Consider the following 20949-nt stretch of genomic DNA (forward strand, 5'->3'; position numbering starts at 1 on the left):
CAGAGACAACGGGGTATCGACATGAGCATGCTGGAAAAGGATATCGATCAGGCCGAGGTGGAGCTGTCCCTCGATGATGTCGAGGAAGACGATACGCTTGAGGCTGAAGCGGAAGAGGCGGCATTCGAACGCGCCCTGAACCGTGAAGAGCGCAAGCACTACCAGAGCCTGGATGCAACGCAGATCTACCTCAACGAGATCGGCTTCTCGCCATTGCTCAAACCGGAAGAGGAAGTCTATTTCGGGCGACTGGCGCAGGCGGGAGACCCTGCCGGCCGGCAGCGCATGATCGAATCCAACCTGCGTCTGGTGGTCAAGATCGCGCGGCGCTATCTGAATCGCGGATTGTCACTGCTCGACCTGATCGAGGAGGGCAATCTGGGCCTGATACGCGCGGTGGAGAAATTCGACCCCGAGCGCGGTTTCCGCTTCTCGACCTACGCCACCTGGTGGATCCGTCAGACCATCGAGCGCGCGTTGATGAATCAGACGCGCACCATCCGGTTGCCGATTCATGTCGTGAAGGAGCTCAACATCTATCTGCGCGCTGCTCGCCAGTTGACGCAGAAGCTTGACCACGAGGCGACGGCCGAGGAAATCGCCGATTTCCTCGACAAGCCGGTGGAGACGGTCAAGAAGATGCTGGGGCTCAATGAGCGAGTGTCCTCGGTGGACTATCCGATGGGCGGCGAGAGTGACAAGCCGTTGATCGAGACGATCGCCGATGAAAATGACACCAGCCCCGAGTCCAGTCTGGTCGATGTCGACGTCAAGGCACATGTCGATGAGTGGCTGGCGGAGCTGACCGACAAGCAGATGGAAGTGGTGGTACGCCGCTTCGGGCTGCGGGGTCACGAAGCCGCCACGCTGGAGGAGGTCGGCGAGGAGATCGGTCTGACGCGTGAGCGAGTGCGTCAGATTCAGGTCGAGGCGCTCAAGAAACTGCGTCGCATGCTCGAGAAACAGGGCCTGTCGCTGGAATCCATCTTCGAATGATTCGCTGACATGTCATCGTCAGGGCTGGCAGCTGTCATCGTCTGGCCCGATATCCGTGACATCCTGCTGGATAGTGGACGCAACACGACATGAAAACGGCCCCCCGCTTGCGGGCGGGCCGTTTTCATATTTTCTGAGCATTGGTTTGGCAGGCTATGGGGTTGGCAGAAAGATGACGGTGCATATGATTCGACACCGGGGCCGTGTTGCATTGTTGCTGGGATGGAAACGCTGTAAGGCAAATGAAGTTAGCCAACTAACTGGACGCCTTGCAAGGCGACGATTAGACTGAGTCCTTTTTCCACGACCCGCCCCCGAAGGGGCTGATGCCGTCATCAGCCGGCCCGTGAAACGACCTTATCTCCCCTTGCCTTGGTGCCTTTGGCGCATCATGCAGGTCACGACTGACTGTTACCGATCAGGAATACGCATACATGGCCAACATACGCATACTGCCTCTGGTGCTGGCGATGGGTTTCGCGACCCAGGCCCAGGCTGCCGATCTGCTCGACATTACCCGTGATGCGCTGACCCACAATGCCAGCCTGTCGTCCTCTCGCTCTCTGTATCAGAGCGTCGAGGACAACGAGCGGATCGAGCTTTCGGATCTGCTGCCACAGATCTCGGCCACCGGCACCGTGTCACGCACCGATGTCACGGGCAATTCCCAGAGCGGTGTGGAAGGGGATTACACCGACAGCAACATCGTGCTCAACGTGAATCAGCAGCTGTTCGACGCTGCCGACTGGTATGAGCTGGCGACCAGCAAGGACAGTACCGAGCAGCAGAAACTGCTGCTGGATTCCGATCAGCAGCAGCTGTTGTACGATGTGGCTTCCGCATACTTCACCATCCTCAACAACCGGGATGTGCTGGATGCGCGCATCGCGCAGGAGAAGGCCTTTTCCCGTCAGCTGGATCAGGCCAATCAGCAGTTCGAGGTCGGGCTGATCGCGATCACCGATGTTCAGGAGGCCAGAGCGTCCTTTGATGACGCACGCGCCCAGCGGATTGCCGCGGAAGCCGACCTGCAGGTCAGCTTCGAGGCACTTCAGCAATTGACCGGCCAGCAATACGATTCCATCGATGGGCTGGAAGAGGATCTCGCCATCGAAGCGCCGGTGCCCGCCAGTCGTGGCAAGTGGGTCGAGATGGCGTTGGTCAACAATCCCTTGATCGGTGCCGCGCAGAAGGGTGTCGATGTCGCCAAGGGTGACGTCAAGACCTCGCGTGCCGGTCATCTGCCGGAAGTCGGTGCCTTCGCGACCTACTCCTATGATGAAACCGACGTCGCATCCTCCGGGGGATATCAGGAATACAACCAGATCGGTATCCAGGCGTCATTGCCGATCTATACCGGTGGTCGCACTTCCGCGCAGGTACGCCAGAGCACGCACCTGCTGGAACAGAGCCAGTACGACCTGCTGGACCAGCAGCGTTCCACTACCCAGAGCGTGCGTTCGCTCTACAGTCAGGTCCGCAGCGACGTCCTGACGGTCAAGGCGCGCAAGCAGGCCATCGTCTCCAGCCGCAGCGCGCTGGAAGCCACACGCTCGGGGTATGAAGTCGGTACCCGTAACATCGTCGATGTGCTGGATGCCGAGCAGGCGCTCTATCAAGCCCTGGCGGACTATGCCTCCTCGCGTTACACCTACGTGCTGGATCTGCTCAACCTGCGCCAGGCGGCGGGCATCATCGACGTCAACACCGTGCGCGATCTGAACGAGAGCCTCAAGCGCGATCGTCAGGTATCACTGGTTCTGCAGGACGAAGACGACACCGAGCTGGATGGCCCGGCCCAGTGATCTGATACTGGCCTGACCGGCTTCTCCTGACACCCCCATCGGCCATTGCCGGTGGGGGTGTTCGCGTATCGGGGGGCAGAAATCTCGCCGTTAAGCGTGAATGACAACAGCTGTGATGCTTATCTGGAGGAATATGCCATTGATTTGATGGAAACCAGAGATAACGTCAAGAAGTTGGCTTGATGTTTGGTGGTTTTCACCGTGACCTTGGCGCGATGATGGAAAATAATTGATGGCTGGAGAACGCCTGCTCCGGTTGGCCGCCTCCTTTTCATGGTGCGTGCCTTGCTCGCTCGTTGGCAGGTCCCAACTTGCTGCGTCACCCGTGCGTGATTCGTCGTGTCTGTCCCTCTTTCTCATTGTCTGGAGTTGCCCCATGTCCCGCCCGTTGCGTGCTGATATTGATCTGGATGCCCTGCGCCACAATTATCAGCTGGCCTGTGAGCTGGCGCCGAATTCCCGCTCGCTCGCCGTGATCAAGGCAGACGCCTATGGCCACGGGGCCGTGGCATGTGCCCGTGCGCTGGCAGATCTGGCACCGGCATTTGCCGTCGCGACCATCGAAGAAGCGCTCGCGCTGCGGGAAGGCGGTATCACGCATCCGGTGGTATTGCTCGAAGGTGTCTTCGAGGCATCGGAATACCAGCTGGCGGCGCAGCATGACTTCTGGTGTGCCATCCACAGTGAATGGCAGCTGGCCGCCCTGGAGGCGGCAACGCTCCCCGGGCCGATATCCTGCTGGATCAAGTTCGATTCCGGCATGCATCGTCTCGGCTTCGATGCCGAGCAGGCCAAGGCGGTCAAGAAACGCCTGGTGGCGAGTGGCAAGGCGCAGGACCTTCACCTGATGACGCATTTCGCCACGGCCGACAGCCTGACGCCCGATTATTTCCAGCATCAGATGGCGGCAGTGGAAGCGCTGGCCGCTGAGCTTGCCCTGCCACTCTGTCTGGCCAACTCCCCGGCGACGCTTGCCTGGCCGCAATCGCATGCCGCCTGGAATCGTCCCGGCATCATGCTGTACGGCGCGGACCCGCTGGAAGGGGCCAATGATGCCAGCCGCCGTCTGAAGCCGGTGATGACCCTGTCTTCTGCCATCATTGCCGTACGCGAAATCGCCATCGGCGAGCCGGTGGGCTATGCCGGACGTTTCGTGGCGACGCGTCCGACACGTATCGGTGTCGTCGCCTGTGGCTATGGGGATGGCTACGATCGCCATGCGGTGGACGGGACACCCGTACTGGTCGATGGCCAGGAGACCGTGCTGGCCGGCAAGGTGTCGATGGACATGCTGACGGTGGACATCACCGACCTGCCGGAAGCGGGCGTCGGTTCTCGCGTGGTGCTGTGGGGCGAGGGGTTGGAGGTCAATCGCGTGGCCGCCAGTTGTGACACCATCAGCTATACCCTGCTGACAGGGATCCTGCCGCGTGTTCCCAAGCATTATCACGGTGGTCAGGCACGCGAGGCGGACCCGATGGCCTCTCAGGCTGTGGATACGTGCGCCTGACCTGACGGCAGGGCTCGGGCGGTCTACAATGGCCGCCGTTGCCCGTTGAACGAGAGAGTCATGGCCAAGAAGACCTACCCCGAGAGTTTTGCGCATCCCCGTTACTGGCCGGCCTGGCTGGGAATCGGGGCCATGAAGGCCTCGGCCTTCCTGCCCTGGTGCGCCAAGCTGTGGCTGGGGCGCGGCATCGGTGAGCTGGCATGGCGTTTCGGCAAGCGTCGTCGCCATATCACGGACACCAATCTCAAGCTGTGCTTCCCCGAATGGAGCGAAGCGGAGCGTGCGCGTCAGGTACGCAAGACCTTCCATGCCAACGGCATCGGCATCTTCGAGACCGCCACGGGGTGGTGTCGAGACCCGGAGCACATGCGCGACCGCGTGACTTTCAAGGGTCAGGAGCACATGGAGCGCGCCATGGCGCAGGGCAAGGGCGCGCTCATCGTGGGCATCCATTTCTCGACACTGGATCTCGGTGGCGCACTGCACTCGCTGTTCTTCCCGGCCGATGTCGTCTATCGCCCGCATGACAACCCGCTGTTCGAGCGTTTCATGACGCGCGCGCGCAATGGCATTTTCGGCACCGCCATCGACCGTCATGACCTGCGGGGTGTGGTGCGCCGCATCAAGAGCGGGCATGGCGTGTGGTATTCGCCGGATCAGGATTTCGGTCGGGACGTCAGCGTCTTCGCGCCGTTCTTCGGTATCGATGCCGCCTCCATCAAGCTGACGGCCAAGATCGCCCGCATGACAGGGGCGCCGGTGATGCCCTTGATGTTCCATCGCAATCCGGACAATCGTACCTATACGCTGGAGTATCTCCCGGCACTCGACAACTTCCCGAGTGGCGATGATGTCGCGGATGCCACGCGCATCAATGCCTTCATCGAGGGGGCGATCCGCAAGCATCCCGAGCAGTACCTGTGGTTGCATCGCCGTTTCAAGACTCGTCCAGAGAAATCCGATCCGTCCCTGTATTGAGGTGAACCATGAGCAATGACACGTCTTCTCTCGCCACTCTGGCCGATGTCGAAGCACGCCTGGCGGCCGGCGATACCTTCGTCCTCAATCAGATTGCGCAGTGGTGCCCGGACTGCACCGTGCGTCAGCGTCCGGCGCTGCCGGCCTTCGAGGCGGCTCTGGCGCGAGGTGGTCTGCCGCTGGTGACCCTGTGCGTGCAGGAGACTCGCGGAGTCTATCTGAGTGAGGCACATGCGCAGCTGAGCGAGCGCATCGGTGGGGCGGGCTATCCGCGTACGCTGCTGGTGAAGGAAGGGCGGCCTGCCAGCGTGGACAGTGGCCTGAATCGGGTCGAGGTCATGAGCGAGCCGGAGCTCATCGCCTATGCCGAGGCCATGATCGCGGCGCTGTAAACGTCACTTGAGCCCATGTGTGAGCCGACGAGATCTGCCGTGACGCGACACGCATGGGCATCATCGAAAACGCCCCGCCAGGAACTTCCTGGCGGGGCGTTTTCGATGGAGATCAGGCGGCACCCGACAAGCAGCGCCACTTGTCCGAGCTGCATGCGTGCGGCCAACCGGATGCCGCCTGCCGTGTGCCTGAAAATAGACCTGCGGATGATGAGGGAGGCTTTCAACCCGCGCGGGAAAATCTTTTACCGATTCGAGACATGGCCTTGACTTTACTTGTATTGATTACCATCTTCACATGGACAAGGTGATCAAGCGGTCTGTCGTGACTCCGCCCTCTGGCAATCACGTCAGCAGCCACACCTGATGAGCGAAGGGCGAGCGCGTCGAATGAGGCGCCACATGCAGAGGCAGTCGTCGTGCCGCTGCGGTCGTCGCCCACTACCGGTTCTCCATGACATAAGGAATTGCCATGCTCAACTATGCCATCATCTTTCTGATCGTTGCCGTGATTGCCGCCGTACTCGGCTTTGGCGGTATCGCAGGTACTGCGGCCACCATCGCCAAGGTACTGTTCGTCGTCTTCCTGGTGCTGTTCCTGGTGTCGTTCTTCAAGGGGCGTCGCAAGCCCTGATACGGACGGCTTTCATCACGACGCAAACGCCCGCAGACGGTAGCGACCGCTGCGGGCGTTTGCGTGTTCAACAGGCCATCAGGCCTGCAGGTCAGCAAGCCATCAAGTCATCAGGCCAGCAGCAAGTCATCAGGCCAGCACGTCACCACGGGGTACCTGGCAGCGTCAGACGATGATGCCCGGCCTTGAGGCCCTGCTCGATGAAGCGCCTGTCCACCTCGAACTGTGCTTGGGCAAGGATGGCCTCCACCACCTTGTCGGCATGTTGTTGCAGCAATGCCAGTTGCGCGTCATCGCTGCACAGCAGTGACAGTGTCTTGAGCAGCGAGAGCAGTGCCAGACAGATCGAGAGGTCATCACGACCATAGTGCAGGATGGGGGAGATGCTGCGGTAGAGCAGACTGTCGAAGCTCTCCATCTCCCAGCTGACCCGTATGTGATCTTCCTCATCCACGCAGCAGTTGCACAGGGGCAGCTGCATGCGCTCACTGAGCAGTTCGGTGAGTTGATGCAGGCACAGGCGTGCGGTGCCCGGATCATTGATGCCGGGGGACAGCGCCTTGATGGCGACTTCCATCAGCTGGGTCAGGCCGTGCTCGTGAAGGTCATCGACGGATTCCCCATCCAGATAGCCCAGTGCCGCGCGCAGCTTCTTGATCAGTCCTGCCTGATGATGCTCATCGAGCTCATCACCCGCCGAGACGCCTTCGGGCAGGCCCGCAGGCCATTCGATGCGCATCAGCGGCATGCCACTGACGATGAAGGCCCCGAGCGCGAAGTCCAGGTGCACGATCATGTCGTGGTCGATGGCCAGCTGGCGAAGGGCCGCGAAATCGACCTGCTGCACATAGCCGCGTCGCTTTGCTCTCAGCAGCTGGCAGCGTGACGTGTCGCGAGTGATCTGGCGCTCGCCGAAACCGTCGTGGCGATTGCGCTCTCGCAGTCGTTCAAGCGAGACCCGCGTGCGCCCGGACAGGCGGCGAGCCACGGCATTGATCTGCACGGACTGTGATGCCTGGTGGATGAAGTAGATGAACATCCCCAGGCAATTGACCATCATCAACACGCCCAGATAGACCGCGATGGAGCGCCATAGCGTTGGCGAATCGCCGGTATTGGGTACCATCAGGTTGATGAGCAGGAACAGCAGACTGCCCAGATAATGTCCCAGCACCAGCTGATGGTGACGCTCGGTCACCAGCCCCAGCAGCAGCTTGTGGGAGAACTGTGCGCCCGCCTGGGTCAGCACGCTCATCACCATGGTGAAACTGAAGACCATCAGCGAAATGAGCCCGCCGACCAGTGCCGCCAGCAGGGTGCGCGGCGTGTCGTGCTCCTTGAAGGTCAGGGCATTCAGCATCTCGCTGGCTGGCAGTTCATGTGGCTCGGGGAGGCCGGAAGGCAGCACCGAGATCAAGCCAAGCAGGATATAGAGCGTCGCCAGCAGGCTTGGCAGATAGGCGATGCTGGTGGTGAAGGTGCGTAACCACATCAGCGGCTGTTGCAGCCAGCGATTCATGGGCAATTCCTGATCCTGTGAGTGGCGCGACGGCGTGTGCGACGGACGGCCGTGAGTGACGGCAAGCATTCGCTCCGTTATCTCCCGTGTTCGGCCTGACTGCAAGTGCCAGAGGCGACGCGGGAGCGCCCTTGTGAGGCTTGCCTCAAACGCAGGACGCCCTTGCGGCGTCAGCGGCAAGGGCGTCCTGGTCAATCCAGCGGTTCAGATCACCGGATCAGGCATCGATACGCTTGTACTTCATGCGCTTGGGCGCATCGTTGCCGACACGCGCATGGTAATCCTCTTCGTACTCGCTGTAGCTGCCCTCGAAGAACACCACGTTGGAGTCCCCTTCGTAGGCGAGGATGTGGGTCGCGATGCGATCCAGGAACCAGCGATCGTGCGAGATGACCAGTGCACAGCCCGGGAAGGCGAGCAGCGCCTCTTCCAGTGCACGCAGGGTCTCGATGTCCAGATCGTTGGACGGCTCATCCAGCAGCAGCACGTTGGCGGCCTGCTTGAGCGTCTGCGCCAGCTGCAGACGACCACGCTCACCACCGGACAGATCAGACAGACGCTTCTGCTGATCCGTGCCCTTGAAGTTGAAGCGGCCGACATAGGCGCGCGAGGAGACTTCATGGCCATTGATGTTGAGCATGTCCTGGCCGCCGGAGACGGCTTCCCAGACAGTCTGATTGTCTTCCAGGCCATCACGCAGCTGCTCGACGTAGGCGATCTTGACGGTCTCGCCCAGCACCACTTCGCCGCTGTCCGGGGTTTCCTTGCCGGTCACCAGCTTGAACAGCGTGGACTTGCCCGCACCGTTGCCGCCGACGATACCGACGATGGCACCCTGGGGAATGGTGAAGGACAGGTCGTCGAACAGCAGCTTGTCCTCGAAACGCTTGGTGACGTTGTGCAGCTCGATGACCTTGTCGCCCAGACGCGGTCCCGGCGGAATGTAGATCTCGTTGGTCTCGTTGCGCTTCTGGAAATCACCGGACTGCATTTCCTCGAAGCGGTTGAGACGCGCCTTGCTCTTGGCCTGACGACCCTTGGGATTCTGGCGAACCCACTCGAGCTCCTGCTGGATGGCCTTGTTGCGTGAGGCTTCCTGCTTGGCTTCCTGCTGCAGGCGAGCGTCCTTCTGCTCCAGCCACGAGGAATAGTTGCCTTCGAAGGGAATGCCCTGGCCACGGTCGAGCTCGAGAATCCAGCCCGCGACATTGTCGAGGAAGTAACGGTCGTGGGTGATGGCGACCACGGTGCCGGCGTAATCGTGCAGGAAGCGCTCCAGCCAGGCGACGGACTCGGCGTCCAGGTGGTTGGTCGGCTCATCCAGCAGCAGCATGTCCGGGCTCGAGAGCAGCAGGCGGCAGAGGGCGACACGGCGGCGTTCACCACCGGACAGCACGCCGACATTGGCATCCCACGGCGGCAGGCGCAGCGCTTCGGCGGCCACTTCCAGCTTGCGCTCGAGGTTGTGGGCGTCGGAGGCCTGGATCAGGTCCTCGAGCTTGGCCTGACGCGCGGCGAGGGCGTCGAAATCGGCGTCCGGCTCGGCGTAGGCGGCATAGACTTCATCCAGCTCCGCCTGGGCATTCTTGATGTGGGCCAGAGATTCCTCGACGCACTCGCGCACGTTCTTGGAATCATCGAGCTCCGGCTCCTGGGGCAGGTAGCCGACATTGAGGCCCGGCATGGGACGCGCTTCGCCGTTGTAGTCCTGATCCACGCCGGCCATGATGCGCAGCAGCGAGGACTTGCCCGAGCCGTTGAGACCGAGCACACCGATCTTGGCACCCGGGAAGAAGGACAGCGAGATGTCCTTGAGAATCTCGCGCTTCGGGGGGACGACCTTGCCCACCCGGTTCATGGTATAGACGTATTGCGCCATGGAATCCCAATTTGGTTGGAGAATGGAATGACGCGCTGATGATAGTGCCCGTGGTCACGCTTGACCAGTCAGGGCCATCGTTGGCGTGACGGCGGCCATTCCATGGCCGGTTCGCTGACGGGGCTGAACCCCCTGGTCTTCACCAGGAAGCGGTGTGGCGAACCTTCCCTGAAGGGGCATCTCGAGGCCAGCCCCGGCCTCATCGCGAGGCGCTCACTCCTCCTCTCCCCAGTCACTGGCGTCCAGCAGGTCATCATCATCCGCTTCATCGTCCCAGCCTTCACGGATGGAGCGTGCCAGCGCACGTTCTTCCAGCAGGGCTTCGAGGCGCTGGCGCGAGTCGCTGCGCTGGGGTCTGGCGGGGGTGGAGCTGGAAGACAGTTCGAAGTCCACGTCGTTGGTGGCTTCCTCCGCCAGGGCGGTAGCATCGATATCGTCGAGGAATTGTTCGCGGGCCATGGGCGGACCTCCCGATCATGAATCAGTCTGCCAGACGCGAGGCGTCAGACACCGCCTGCGGCGACCTGCCGAAGGCTCCTTCGCTATATAGCGCTGGAGAAGTTCGATGACAAGTCCTGTGTGCGTGGAAGCATGCTCTGGTGGGTCGCGGGGAAGTTTTCGTCTGCGCACGAACGCCAACGCCCACCGGGTGGTGGGCGTTGGCGAGTCGTTCATGACCGAAAGGAGGGGAGCGTGTCAGTGATCACTCGACATCGCTCTTGCGGGCTTCCCGCAGGCGCTCCAGCTCCTCATGCGCGGTCATCAGGCTGGTGACATCCTTCTGGACACCGACGAAGTACTGGAGATTGTCGTGCTCGTCGAAGACCGGTGTCATGGAGAGCTCGTTCCAGAACAGGCTGCCATCCTTGCGATAGTTACGCAGTATCTCGCGGCACGGGCGCTTGTCGCGCAGCGCGGCACGGATGTTGTCCAGCTGTGGCTGGTCACGGTCGTCATTCTGCAGAAAACGGCAATCGCGGTAGAGAATCTCGTCGGCGCTGTAACCGGTAAGGCGCTCGAAGCCCTGATTCACGTAGATCAGGATGTTCTCGTCACCTTCCTGTTCGGCCACCACGATGCCATCGTCCGAGGCATTCACCACTCTCTCGAGCAGCTCGGGGCTGATCATGTGGGGTCTTTTCATCTGGCACTGATCCTTGCGGCTAAAGAACCCGGCCCTTGTGACCGAGCCCGAGAGTACGGGTATCGGGTGCCTGTCCGTGTGCCCGGACATTCCAGCACCATCATCGGTTTCACTATGGCGGGGAGACGCGGCTTATGCAATCGCAGCCGCTAATGTGTCGGGGGCCAGCGCCTGTCCCGGGCCCCCGTCGCGAGGTTTGGCAGACCGCTCTGTCCGGTATCAGTCGTCTTCCACTTCCGGCAGACGTTGCGCACACAGGGCGGCCGCCGTGGCGACACCGGCCAGAATCAGCAGCAGCCACTCGCTACCCAGCCATTGGGCCAGACCGCCGATGGCAAGACCCAGCACCAGCATCAGCACGCCGGTGAGGGTGTTGGACAGAGCCACGTAGAGCGCGCGATTGTCAGCGCTGGCGAGATCCACCACGTAGGTCTTGCGTCCCAGACGAATGCCGGAATGTGCGATCACCAGCAACCCATAGACCACGGCATAACTCCAGACGCTGTCGGAAAGCGCTCCGGGCCACCACACCATGCTGCCGGCCAGCGCGCAGCACACGGCGGCACCGGCGCCGGCGTTGCGCATCACGCGCCGACTCGAGGTATCGGCAAGCTTGCCCCAGATGGGGCTGGCGACCATGCCCGCCAGGCCTGACACGACCACCAGTACCCCGAGTCCGCCGAGGCTTTCGCCACTCTGCTGCTGGCCCAGCAGCGCGATGTAGGGGAGGGCCAGGGCACTTGAGAGCAACAGCGCACGCGCCAGATTGAAATTGCGGAAGGCGGCGTCATGGCGCAGCTGGCTGAACCCCTGGCGCACGGTGTCCCAGGCATTGGCACCGCCGCTGGTGGCGCCGCGATCTTCCTTGATCAGCGCCGCGCAGAAAGCATTCAGACTCCAGCCCAGTGCCGCGATCGCCATCAGGGTGGCAAGCACCTGTTGACCGGGTTGCTCGCCCAGCAGCATCAGAACACCCCCCGCGAGCAACGTCATGGCGCCGGCCAGGCTGCCACTCCATCCCATCAGGCGGCCACGGCGCTGCTTGGCGATCGTCTTGCCCAGTACGTCCTTGGTGGCGATGGAGGCCACGCCACGCCCCAGTGACAGCACGACCAGACACCCCAGCACCAGGCCACCGGCCAGGCTGCCGCCCAGGCCACTGTCACCGTCGCCTCGAGAGAGCAGCGTGATGATCACCAGGCTGAAGGCCATCAGCGCTTGCAGCACGGACCCCGCGACCCAGACCCATTTGCGCCGCGGGAGCGGGCGGATGAAGCCCGCCACCACCAGTTGCGGCAGCAGGGCGCCGGCTTCACGAATCGGCACCAGCAGCCCCACCATCCACACCGGGGCGCCGATCAATCCCAGCAGCCACGGCAGCACCAGGCGTGCGCTTGCCAGCTCGTCGGCCAGCTTGGTCCCCAGCGAGGCCAGCAGATGACGCCAGACATTGCCGGGCTGCTGATGGCAGGCATCCTCGGAGATATCCTTGCACATGCGCGAGTCTTCATCGCCGGTCATGCGCTCGAAGAAGCGGCTCTGGGCGCCGCTGGTGGTGTCCTTGACCTGGTCCTGCTCCGGGCGTTGTCCCGTGGCGTGCTCCTTCTGGGGGCCAGGCGTCCCTGTCGTCGTGGCCTCCGTCGAGGCATCTGACGAGGGCCTTGAGGCCGAGCGCGAGGAGGGAGACGATGGGGACGAGGACGATGACGGGTCTGACATGCATGGCTCCGAAGGTCGGCGGCTGAATCCTCATTATTCCGTGCCCGTGCGGGGATGCCCAGTGCCAGTTGTCGACGCTCTCATCCCTGCACGCATTTCGGCATTGACCCGGACGCCTCGCTGCAGTGAAGTGGGAACGGCAACTCTTCACTCACGATTGGAACGCTCGCTCTCATGGATCAACCGTCCACGCTCAAGATTCGCATTCACTACTGCACCGGCTGCAACTGGCTGCTGCGCGCGGCTTGGTATGCCCAGGAACTGCTCTCCACCTTCGGGGAAGCGCTGGATGAGGTCGCTCTCGCGCCCAGTCACGGCGGGCACTTCGAGGTGCTCTGCCAGCCTGCGCCTGACGCCGAATGGCAGGTGCTCTGGGAGCGCAAGCGGGATGGCGGCTTCCCGGACAGCCGTGACCTCAAGCAACGCGTGCGTGATGTGCTCGACCCGGAGCGCGATCTCGGCCATATCGACCGCGCCAGCCGCGAACAGGGCACTCCGACACCGTGACGAGTGCCCCGATCCGCGTCACCACCATTTCTTGCGCTTGAGCAGCCACATCTGCATCGCGACCACCCCAAGCGTCATGCCGACGAACAGCGTGAAGCCCCATGGGCTCTCGCTGCCGGGAATCCCGCCGACATTGACGCCCAGCAGTCCGGTGAGGAAGCCCAGCGGCAGGAAGACGGCGGTGATGACGGAGAGCAGGTACATGCGCTGGTTGAGCTGCTCGTTGTGCTCACTCATGCGCTGCTCGTGAAGGATCAGGGCGCGTTCCTGCATGGCCTGAAAGTCCTCCACGTAACGCGACAGCTGGTTGGCGATCTCGCGCAGGTCCAGTCGCGCCTGCTCATCGATCCACAAGGGCCCCTGAGCCAGCTGGGCCAGGCAGTCGCGCTGAGGCCCCATGAAGCGCCGCAGGGTGATCAACGGGCGGCGCAGCCGCGTGATGTCGTCGGGATCGATCTCCACGTCATTGAGCTGATCCTCCTCGAGGATCGCCAGTTGATCGTCAAGGCGGTGGCTGAGCTCGGCGACGCGATCGACCAGCGCATCGCTGATCATCGCCAGCAGCCAGGAGATGTTTTCGGCTCCCTGGCCGGCTTCCAGCTGCTCGCGTACCTGGGTGATCGACTGGAAGGGGCGTCGGCGCAGGGTGATCAGGCGAGTCGGGCTCATCCACAGGCGCAGGGACAGCAGGTCTTCCGGCGCGGCACCCGGGTTGAGATTGATGCCGCGCAGGGTGGTGACGATGCCGCCGCCGAAACGTGCGACGCGTGGGCGTGTGTCCAGCTCGGTGAGGGCCTCGATGCTGGGATCATCCAGCTGCGCGATGCCGGCGAGATAATCATTGACGTCGCCTCGCGTGTAATCGAGGTGCATCCAGATCAAGGCCTCCGGCTCCTGCCAGGCCTGGCGCAGCTCATCATCGCTCAAGAGGGTCGCGCTGCCCTTGCCGTCGAGACGGTAGGCGCTGACCAGCGCCGTGGAGGGGGGATCGGGCTGCGGGTTGGCGTGCGGTAGCTGCGAGGAGGGGCTGGTGGTCATCGTAAAGCGTCCTTTGCGTACACGGGCTTGCAGCTGCACGCCACGCGCGCGATGCTCAAGCCTGCGACGCGCATGGCGGGCATGGGCGTCAGGTCGACACCGCCAGGATGGCGGTATCCGAATTGCGAGGAAGCATGCCATGAGTCAGGACAGGGAGGCCATGCTCTATGGTCTGGGAGCGGTCGGGTTGTGGTCGACCGTGGCAACGGCCTTCAAGCTGGCGCTGGCGCAGATGTCGCCGCTGGAGCTGGTGTGGCTGGCAGCGCTGGTCTCCTGGCTGTTGATCGGCGTGCTGATGTGGCGTCAGGGTCGGCTGCGCGAGGCGCTCGCCAGCGGCTGGAAAGGCGGCTGGCGGACAGCGGCCTGGGCCGGGCTGATGAACCCGGTCGGCTATTATCTGGTGCTATTCGGTGCCTACGCACGTCTGCCGGGGCAGGAGGCCATGGCGCTCAACTATACCTGGGCACTGGCGATGGCCTTTCTTGCCGTGCCGATCCTCGCGCAGCGCCTGACGCGCATCGATGTCGCGGCAGGGCTGATCGCCTACGCCGGGGTGTGGACCATCGCCACCCGCGGGCAGGTGTTCGATGTCGCCTTCGCCGACCCCCTCGGCGTCGGACTGGCGCTGGGCTCGACCCTGCTGTGGGCCCTCTACTGGCTGCTGAACGCGCGGGATGCCCGCGCCCCGCTGGTCGCCCAGTGGCAGAACTTCAGCGTCGCCTTGCCGGTCCTGACGCTGCTGGTGGCCATCGGGCCGGGGTTTGACAACTTCATCGGGGAAGACGCCAATCCTCAGGCGCTGATGGCCGGGCTCTATGTCGGCCTGTGCGAGATGGGCATCGCCTTCGTGCTCTGGCAGCTGGCGGTCCACAAGGTGTCGCGTACCGCCAAGGTCTCCAATCTGATCTTCCTGTCTCCCCCCGTGTCGTTGACGCTGCTGCACTTCATCGTCGGCGAGCCGATCCTGACCTCGACACTCGCGGGGCTGGTGCTGATTCTGGCAGGCCTGGGCCTGCAGCAGCTGCAGAAGGCGCCGGAGACACTGTCACACACGACATGAGCGCGCTCCGCCCGCGTCTGCATCCTTAGGGGCGTACTAGTCCGTGGGCAGGATCAGACGGCCGGCATCCACCACGATCAATGGGTCCGGCGTGCCGATCAGCCGTGTGTCCTTGCCGGGGTAGTCGAGCTGGCTGAGCACATGGCGCAGCGCGCCGATGCGAGCACGACGCTTGTCATCGGAGCGAATCAGCGTCCAGGGCGCGTGGCGACTGTGGGTACGCGCGAACATCGCCTCGGCTGCGGTGGTGTAGTCGTCCCACTTCTCCTGGGCCACGGCGTCCATCGGTGACAGTTTCCAGCGCGTCAGCGGGTCGGCGGCGCGCTTGGCGAAACGATTGGACTGCTCTTCCCGGGAGACCGAGAAATAGAGCTTGACCAGATGCAGGCCATCCTCGACCCACAGGCGCTCCTGCTGTGGCACCTGGATGAGAAAACGCTCGACTTCGTCAGGGCTGGCGAAGCCCATCACCGCCTCGACTCCTGCACGGTTGTACCAGCTGCGATCGAACAGCACGACTTCACCACTGGTGGGAAAGCGCGAGACGTAGCGCTGGAAGTACCACTGTCCCTTCTCCGTCTCGTTGGGCTTGTCCAGTGCCACGATGCGCGCGAAACGCGGGTTGAGATATTCCATGAAGCGCTTGATGGTGCCGCCCTTGCCGGCGGCGTCACGCCCTTCGAACACGATGGCAAGCCGCTCGCCACTGTCACGCAGCCAATGCTGGACCTTGAGCAGCTCGATCTGCAGGGCCCGCTTCTCGGCCTCGTAGACCTTGCGCTTGAGCCGCTTGTCGTAAGGGTAGGCGTCGCTGGAGACCGGCCCGAGCGTCATGTGAGGAGTCTCGGGGGCCGGCGGGGGCTGCCCGGTTGCCGCATGCGCGGGTGTCGCTGTGGGGGCTGACTTGCCGGGGGCTGCCTTGCGGGACTGGCTCATGGTGGAATCCTCAGTGCTCTGAAGGGCGAAGCGCCCCGGGCGGGGCACGATGGACGAGCGTGATGAAAAGCGTGGCGGCAGGGCATGACAAGAGGGCTTGTCGGGAGGACGTATCGAGAGGGCGCATCGAGAGGACACGCCCTTCGGGAAACCACCGTCACCTTTGATTCTGACCGGGATGCCCCATGTCATGTTCAGGCAAGGTAGACACGTGCAGGGTCATTGTGTGGCAGGTAGCGCGAGCGGCTCGAGCGTCGGCCAGATGTTGTCCAGTAACATCGGCTGGGCCTTGGCCGTCGGGTGGATACGGTCCTGTTGCATCAGTTTCTGGCCGGCCGGCGCCGTGGCGATGCCCTCGAGAATGAAGGGCACCAACGGCACGGAGTATTCGTCGGCCAGCGCCCGATAGACCTGGCGGAAGGCGTCGGTATAGGCCGGGCCATAGTTGGGCGGGATCTCGATCCCCAGCAGCACGGGCTGGGCGCCGGCATCTTCCACGGCATCGATCATGCTGGCCAGATTGGATTGCATGCGCGCAGGTGGAAGGCCGCGCAGGCCATCGTTGCCGCCCAGTTCGATCATTACCAGCGAAGGGTCGTGTCGGTCGAGCAGTGCCGGCAGGCGATTCAGGCCGCCTTCGGTGGTATCGCCGCTGATGCTGGCATTGATGACCTCCGGCGCATCGTTGCCCAGGGTGTCCTCGAGGCGCTCGTCGAGCAACGCGACCCAACCCCGGCTGCTGTCGATGCCGTAGCCGGCCGAGAGGGAGTCGCCGACCACCAGCCAGGGAGCCGGCGCCTCTGCCAGCGCCACCTGAGGCGCCAGCACGGCCACAAGGGTCAGTGCCGTACTGGCAAGCGCATTGCGCAGCCGCGTGAGTCCGGCAGTCTTGCGCGTGACGCGCGGTTCGGCGACTCGGGACAGACGTTGCGTTTCACGGCGATTCACCAGCCATCTCTGCATTCCTCATCTCCATCATCTGCACACGTTTCACATCCGTTTCGGGGACTGGCGTTCATGGCCATCCCGTTCACAACCATAAGCGAGCAGACACGATGTCACATAACGCCTCCATTAACGACGCCCCCTTTGCGTCGGATCAAGCGTCAGTCGCGGCACCGTCAGCAGCGAATCCGCAGGCGCCGACGGCAGTCCTCAATGTCACGGGTCTGACCCAGCGTGTCGCCAGCGGTGACGGCCAGTTGACCATTCTTGAAGACCTAGAGCTTGCCGTGGCAGCCGGCGAGAGCGTGGCGATCATCGGGGCCAGTGGGTCCGGAAAATCCACGCTGCTGGGGTTGCTGGCGGGGCTGGACAGTCCGACCCAAGGCGATATTCGCCTGTTCGGCACCTCGCTTGCCGGATTGGATGAAGACGGGCGTGCGGCGCTGCGCGCGGGGCAGGTGGGCTTCGTGTTCCAGAACTTCCAGCTGCTGCCGACCCTGACGGCGCTGGAGAACGTGCTGATGCCGCTGGAGCTGGCGCCCCGGGGCGATATCGAGGCCAGGGCACGTGACTGGCTGGCGCGAGTGGGGCTGGCGGAGCGTCTTGATCACCTGCCGCGTCATCTGTCTGGCGGCGAGCAGCAGCGGGTGGCCATCGCCCGCGCCTTCGTGGCGGGACCGGGGCTGGTGTTCGCCGATGAGCCCACCGGCAATCTGGATACCGCTACCGGTGATCGCATCGCGGAGCTGCTGTTCACCCTCAACCGTGAGCGCGGCACCACGCTGATTCTGGTCACCCATGATCTGACCCTGGCCAGACGCTGTGATCGCTGTCTGACGCTGGAAGCCGGCAAGCTGGTCGAATGGCGGGACGATGCCACGGCACCTGCGGTGGCCACACCGCAAGGAGGGCAGCATGACTGATGCCAGCATGACATCTGACGCGCGATCGCCGCGCGGGGGCGCCATGCGTCTGCCGCTTGCGTTGCGTGGCCTGCTGCGGGACCTGCGTGCCAGTGATGTGCGGGCACTGTTTCTGGCGTTGATGCTGGCGGTGGCCGCGACCACCATGATCGGCTTCTTTCTGGATCGTCTGGATCGTGGTCTCACGCGCCAGGCGGGACAGCTGCTGGGGGGAGATCTGGTGCTGGAGTCCAGCAACCCACTGGACCCGCGTTTCCGGCAGGCCTTCGAGGAGGCCGGGCTCGAGATGTCGCCGCAGCTGGGCATGGTCTCGATGGCCTCGCATGGCGACAGCTTCGTGCTCTCGAGCCTCAAGGCAGTCTCGCCGGGGTATCCGCTTATGGGGCAGGTCGAGCTTGCCTCCGATACGCCCGAGACCCGAATCGCGGGGGCGGACGGCAAGCCTGCCGACGGCGGGTCGGCTGATGGCGAGAGAGCCGCCACGCGCCCCGCCATCCCGCCACCCGGGGAGGCCTGGCTGGTGCCACGCCTGGCCACGGCGCTGGGAGTGTCGCCGGGGGATACCCTCACCGTGGGACGCAAGACCCTGACCCTGAGCGGCCTGATCACTCGTGAGCCGGACCAGCAGGGCGGTTTCTCCGAATTCAGCCCGCGCCTGATGTTCAACATGGCGGATCTCGAGGCGACCGGTCTGATCCAGCCCGGTTCACGCATGGAATATCGCCTGCTGGCCGCTGGCGATCCGGCGGCGGTGCAGCAGGCGCGCGATGCTATCGCGCCGCTGCTGGCCAGTGCCGACAATGCCGAGGTGCGCCTCAAGGACGTGCGCGAGGATCGCCCGCGACTGGGGCGCTCACTGGAGCGTGCCGACAAGTATCTGAGTCTGGCCGGGCTGGTGGCGGTGCTGCTGGCCGGGGTCGCGGTGGCGATGTCGACGCGCCGCTATGTGGAACGCCATCTGGACAGTGCCGCGCTATGGCGCTGCTTCGGGGCTTCCCAGCGTCAGCTGTCACGGTTGTTTGCCGCTCAGCTTGGCTGGCTGGCGCTGCTGGCCAGCACCCTGGGGGCCGTGTTCGGGCTGCTGGGGCAGATGGGGCTGGTGGCACTGCTGGAGCGCTTCCTGCCGCTGGAGCTGCCGGCGCCGGGCCCCTTGCCGCTGGCATTGGGGATCTTGACGGCACTGGCGGTGCTGGCCGGCTTCGCCGGTCCGATGCTGCTGCGCCTGCGTCAGGTCAGTGCGCTCAAGGTGCTGCGGCGTGAACTGGCCCCGCTGCCGGCCTCGGCCTGGGTGGTGGTGGCGATGGCCAGTCTGGTGTTCGGCGCCCTGATGTGGCTCTACTCGGGCGATCTCATGCTGGCGGCCGGGTTGCTGGTCGGCGGCGTCATCGGGCTGGGTCTGTTGCTGGTGGTGGGGCAGCTGCTGCTGTCACTGATGGTCAAGGTGGTGGCGCGTACGCGGGGACAGGGCGGCTGGAGTCGGCCGGTCCGTCTGGCGGGCGGGTTGCTGGCGCGGCGTCGCGGCGCCAGTCTCGGTCAGCTGGTGGCCTTCGCCGTCACCTTCGCGGCCGTGGCACTGATCGCGCTGGTGCGTGGTGATCTGATCAGCCGCTGGCAGGCGCAGATTCCGGCCAATGCCCCCAACCACTTCGCCATCAACATCCAGCCGGGCCAGCAGCAGGCCTTCGGCGAGGAGCTGTCGGCCATCGTGGAGGCGCAAGGGGCGGAGTCGCCCCAAGACGGCCTGAGTGAGCTCTATCCGATGGTGCGGGGGCGCATCACCGCCCTGAAAGGCGAATCCCTGCTGGGTCGCTCACAGCAGCGGGCGCTGGAAAATGCCGCTACCCGTGAACGTCAGCCGGACACGGAACAGGCGGCCGGTGGCATGCAGGAAGGCACCGGGGAGGCTGAATCCTCACGCGGCGTGCCCCAGCGTGAGCTCAATCTCACCTGGCATCGTGATCTGCCTGATCACAACCGCGTGACGGCAGGTGACTGGGCGCCGCTCGAGGACTTCGCGGATGCCGAACCCTCGCGCCGTCAGGCCATCGCCGAGGCGCAGGGGGTGCCGGTCTCGATGGAGGAAGACCTGGCGCAGCGCATGGGACTGTCCATCGGCGATAGCCTGTCGTTCACCATCGGCAGCGAGACCCTCAAGGCGCAGGTGGTCAATCTGCGCCATGTGGACTGGGACAGCTTCATGCCCAACTTCTATGTCATCTTCCCGCCCGGGGCGCTCGAGAGCTTCGCCCACAGCTACATGACGGCGTTTCATCTCGAGGATGAGGGAGCGCTGGCACCGCTGGTGCGCGATTACCCCAGCGTGTCCCTGATCAACATCGACGCGATTCTCACGCGGGTGCAGGAGCTGATCGCCCAGGTCTCGCGGGCCGTCGAGCTGATTCTCGGTCTGGTACTGCTGGCCGGTGCCAGTGTGCTCTACGCGGCCCTGGTGGCCAGCCGCCCCGCACGAGAACACGAAGGCGCGCTCTACAAGGTATTCGGTGCCGGGCAGAGCCTGCTGGCCCGTCTGCAGGCTGCCGAGTTCGTGCTGCTGGGGGCATTGAGCGGTCTGCTGGGCGCGATGCTGGCGGAAGGCGCGGCGGTCGGGCTCTATTCCGGCTGGCTGGGCCTGCCGATGGTGCTGCATCCGTGGCTGTGGCTCGGCCTGCCGCTGATCGGTGCTGTGCTGGTCGGCGGGCTGGGCTTCTGGCTGTCGCGGGAAGTGCGCCGCCAGCCGCCCATGGCGGGGCTGCGCGCCCTGCAGTGAGCATGGAAAGGCAGCGTCAGCGCAGTGCATGACGCCGCCGCAGGATGGCCTCGGGATCGTCGTGTCGATCGTGAGGCCATCTTGCGTTAACAATGATGCTGATTCATGTGAATCGGACCGCCGGCTGAGGTATCATGCTGGTCCTGATCTTACCCCTAGATGGCGATCCGGCCGCGCCGGAATTCGCTGTCGTCATC

General features: G+C 63.8%; 18 protein-coding genes. 10 read left to right on the plus strand and 8 right to left on the minus strand.

The window, feature by feature from the left end:
• The first annotated feature begins 21 nt into the window (after nucleotides 1-21).
• The 6 genes from rpoS to PJK54_RS02515 all read left to right on the plus strand — a co-directional run bounded on the left by rpoS (nucleotide 22) and on the right by PJK54_RS02515 (nucleotide 6315).
• The gene (gene rpoS, locus PJK54_RS02490; protein WP_077375080.1) at nucleotides 22-996 is read left to right on the plus strand and encodes an RNA polymerase sigma factor RpoS; all 975 of its coding nucleotides are present in this window, start codon (nucleotides 22-24) and stop codon (nucleotides 994-996) included.
• 434 nt (nucleotides 997-1430) lie between these two features.
• Nucleotides 1431-2801, plus strand: coding sequence for a TolC family outer membrane protein (locus PJK54_RS02495; protein WP_077375077.1), 1371 nt, complete (start codon nucleotides 1431-1433; stop codon nucleotides 2799-2801).
• Nucleotides 2802-3177: 376 nt separating this feature from the next.
• A complete protein-coding gene (gene alr, locus PJK54_RS02500) occupies nucleotides 3178-4311 on the plus strand; it encodes an alanine racemase (RefSeq protein ID WP_271302178.1) in 1134 nt (377 codons plus the stop codon).
• A 60-nt stretch (nucleotides 4312-4371) separates the two neighbouring features.
• Nucleotides 4372-5289 carry an LpxL/LpxP family Kdo(2)-lipid IV(A) lauroyl/palmitoleoyl acyltransferase gene (lpxL, locus tag PJK54_RS02505; protein WP_077375072.1) on the plus strand — a complete coding sequence of 306 codons (918 nt, stop codon included), beginning with the start codon at nucleotides 4372-4374 and terminating at the stop codon, nucleotides 5287-5289.
• Between the two features lie 8 nt (nucleotides 5290-5297).
• Entirely contained in the window at nucleotides 5298-5681 is a 384-nt protein-coding gene (locus tag PJK54_RS02510) for a TlpA family protein disulfide reductase (RefSeq protein WP_136938776.1), read from the plus strand.
• Nucleotides 5682-6153: 472 nt separating this feature from the next.
• Complete coding sequence (locus tag PJK54_RS02515; protein WP_084208047.1) at nucleotides 6154-6315, plus strand: DUF1328 domain-containing protein; 162 nt, start codon at nucleotides 6154-6156, stop codon at nucleotides 6313-6315.
• A gap of 142 nt (nucleotides 6316-6457) precedes the next feature.
• Here PJK54_RS02515 and PJK54_RS02520 read toward each other — a convergent pair whose 3' ends face one another.
• From PJK54_RS02520 to PJK54_RS02540, 5 genes are all read right to left on the minus strand, one after another.
• Nucleotides 6458-7834 (minus strand): DUF2254 domain-containing protein, encoded by a 1377-nt coding sequence (locus tag PJK54_RS02520; protein ID WP_271302179.1) that lies wholly within the window; start codon nucleotides 7832-7834, stop codon nucleotides 6458-6460.
• A gap of 217 nt (nucleotides 7835-8051) precedes the next feature.
• The gene (gene ettA / locus PJK54_RS02525; protein ID WP_077375059.1) at nucleotides 8052-9713 is read right to left on the minus strand and encodes an energy-dependent translational throttle protein EttA; all 1662 of its coding nucleotides are present in this window, start codon (nucleotides 9711-9713) and stop codon (nucleotides 8052-8054) included.
• 213 nt (nucleotides 9714-9926) lie between these two features.
• Nucleotides 9927-10172, minus strand: coding sequence for a PA3496 family putative envelope integrity protein (locus PJK54_RS02530; protein ID WP_077375056.1), 246 nt, complete (start codon nucleotides 10170-10172; stop codon nucleotides 9927-9929).
• 244 nt (nucleotides 10173-10416) lie between these two features.
• Nucleotides 10417-10857 carry a PAS domain-containing protein gene (locus tag PJK54_RS02535; RefSeq protein ID WP_077375053.1) on the minus strand — a complete coding sequence of 147 codons (441 nt, stop codon included), beginning with the start codon at nucleotides 10855-10857 and terminating at the stop codon, nucleotides 10417-10419.
• Nucleotides 10858-11076: 219 nt separating this feature from the next.
• The gene (locus tag PJK54_RS02540; RefSeq protein WP_084208048.1) at nucleotides 11077-12378 is read right to left on the minus strand and encodes an MFS transporter; all 1302 of its coding nucleotides are present in this window, start codon (nucleotides 12376-12378) and stop codon (nucleotides 11077-11079) included.
• Nucleotides 12379-12750: 372 nt separating this feature from the next.
• Between PJK54_RS02540 and PJK54_RS02545 the strand changes: the two genes are divergently transcribed.
• The gene (locus PJK54_RS02545) at nucleotides 12751-13083 is read left to right on the plus strand and encodes a SelT/SelW/SelH family protein (protein ID WP_077375047.1); all 333 of its coding nucleotides are present in this window, start codon (nucleotides 12751-12753) and stop codon (nucleotides 13081-13083) included.
• Between the two features lie 18 nt (nucleotides 13084-13101).
• Here the strand turns inward: PJK54_RS02545 and PJK54_RS02550 are convergent, their stop codons facing one another.
• Complete coding sequence (locus PJK54_RS02550; protein WP_077375044.1) at nucleotides 13102-14121, minus strand: zinc transporter ZntB; 1020 nt, start codon at nucleotides 14119-14121, stop codon at nucleotides 13102-13104.
• 139 nt (nucleotides 14122-14260) lie between these two features.
• Between PJK54_RS02550 and PJK54_RS02555 the strand changes: the two genes are divergently transcribed.
• Entirely contained in the window at nucleotides 14261-15181 is a 921-nt protein-coding gene (locus tag PJK54_RS02555) for a DMT family transporter (RefSeq protein ID WP_271302180.1), read from the plus strand.
• 36 nt (nucleotides 15182-15217) lie between these two features.
• Here PJK54_RS02555 and ppk2 read toward each other — a convergent pair whose 3' ends face one another.
• Both ppk2 and PJK54_RS02565 read right to left on the minus strand, forming a co-directional pair.
• The gene (gene ppk2, locus PJK54_RS02560; protein ID WP_271302181.1) at nucleotides 15218-16117 is read right to left on the minus strand and encodes a polyphosphate kinase 2; all 900 of its coding nucleotides are present in this window, start codon (nucleotides 16115-16117) and stop codon (nucleotides 15218-15220) included.
• A 219-nt stretch (nucleotides 16118-16336) separates the two neighbouring features.
• A complete protein-coding gene (locus tag PJK54_RS02565) occupies nucleotides 16337-17080 on the minus strand; it encodes an arylesterase (protein ID WP_271302182.1) in 744 nt (247 codons plus the stop codon).
• Between the two features lie 92 nt (nucleotides 17081-17172).
• Here PJK54_RS02565 and PJK54_RS02570 point away from each other — a divergent pair, with 92 nt between their 5' ends.
• Together PJK54_RS02570 and PJK54_RS02575 are read left to right on the plus strand one after the other, a co-directional pair.
• The gene (locus tag PJK54_RS02570; RefSeq protein WP_271302183.1) at nucleotides 17173-17985 is read left to right on the plus strand and encodes an ABC transporter ATP-binding protein; all 813 of its coding nucleotides are present in this window, start codon (nucleotides 17173-17175) and stop codon (nucleotides 17983-17985) included.
• A gap of 43 nt (nucleotides 17986-18028) precedes the next feature.
• Nucleotides 18029-20752 carry an ABC transporter permease gene (locus PJK54_RS02575; RefSeq protein WP_271302318.1) on the plus strand — a complete coding sequence of 908 codons (2724 nt, stop codon included), beginning with the start codon at nucleotides 18029-18031 and terminating at the stop codon, nucleotides 20750-20752.
• The last annotated feature ends 197 nt before the right edge of the window (nucleotides 20753-20949 follow it).

Origin of the sequence: Cobetia sp. MMG027 (assembly GCF_027947415.1) — a bacterium.
In the GTDB taxonomy this organism is placed as follows: Bacteria; Pseudomonadota; Gammaproteobacteria; order Pseudomonadales; family Halomonadaceae; genus Cobetia; species Cobetia marina.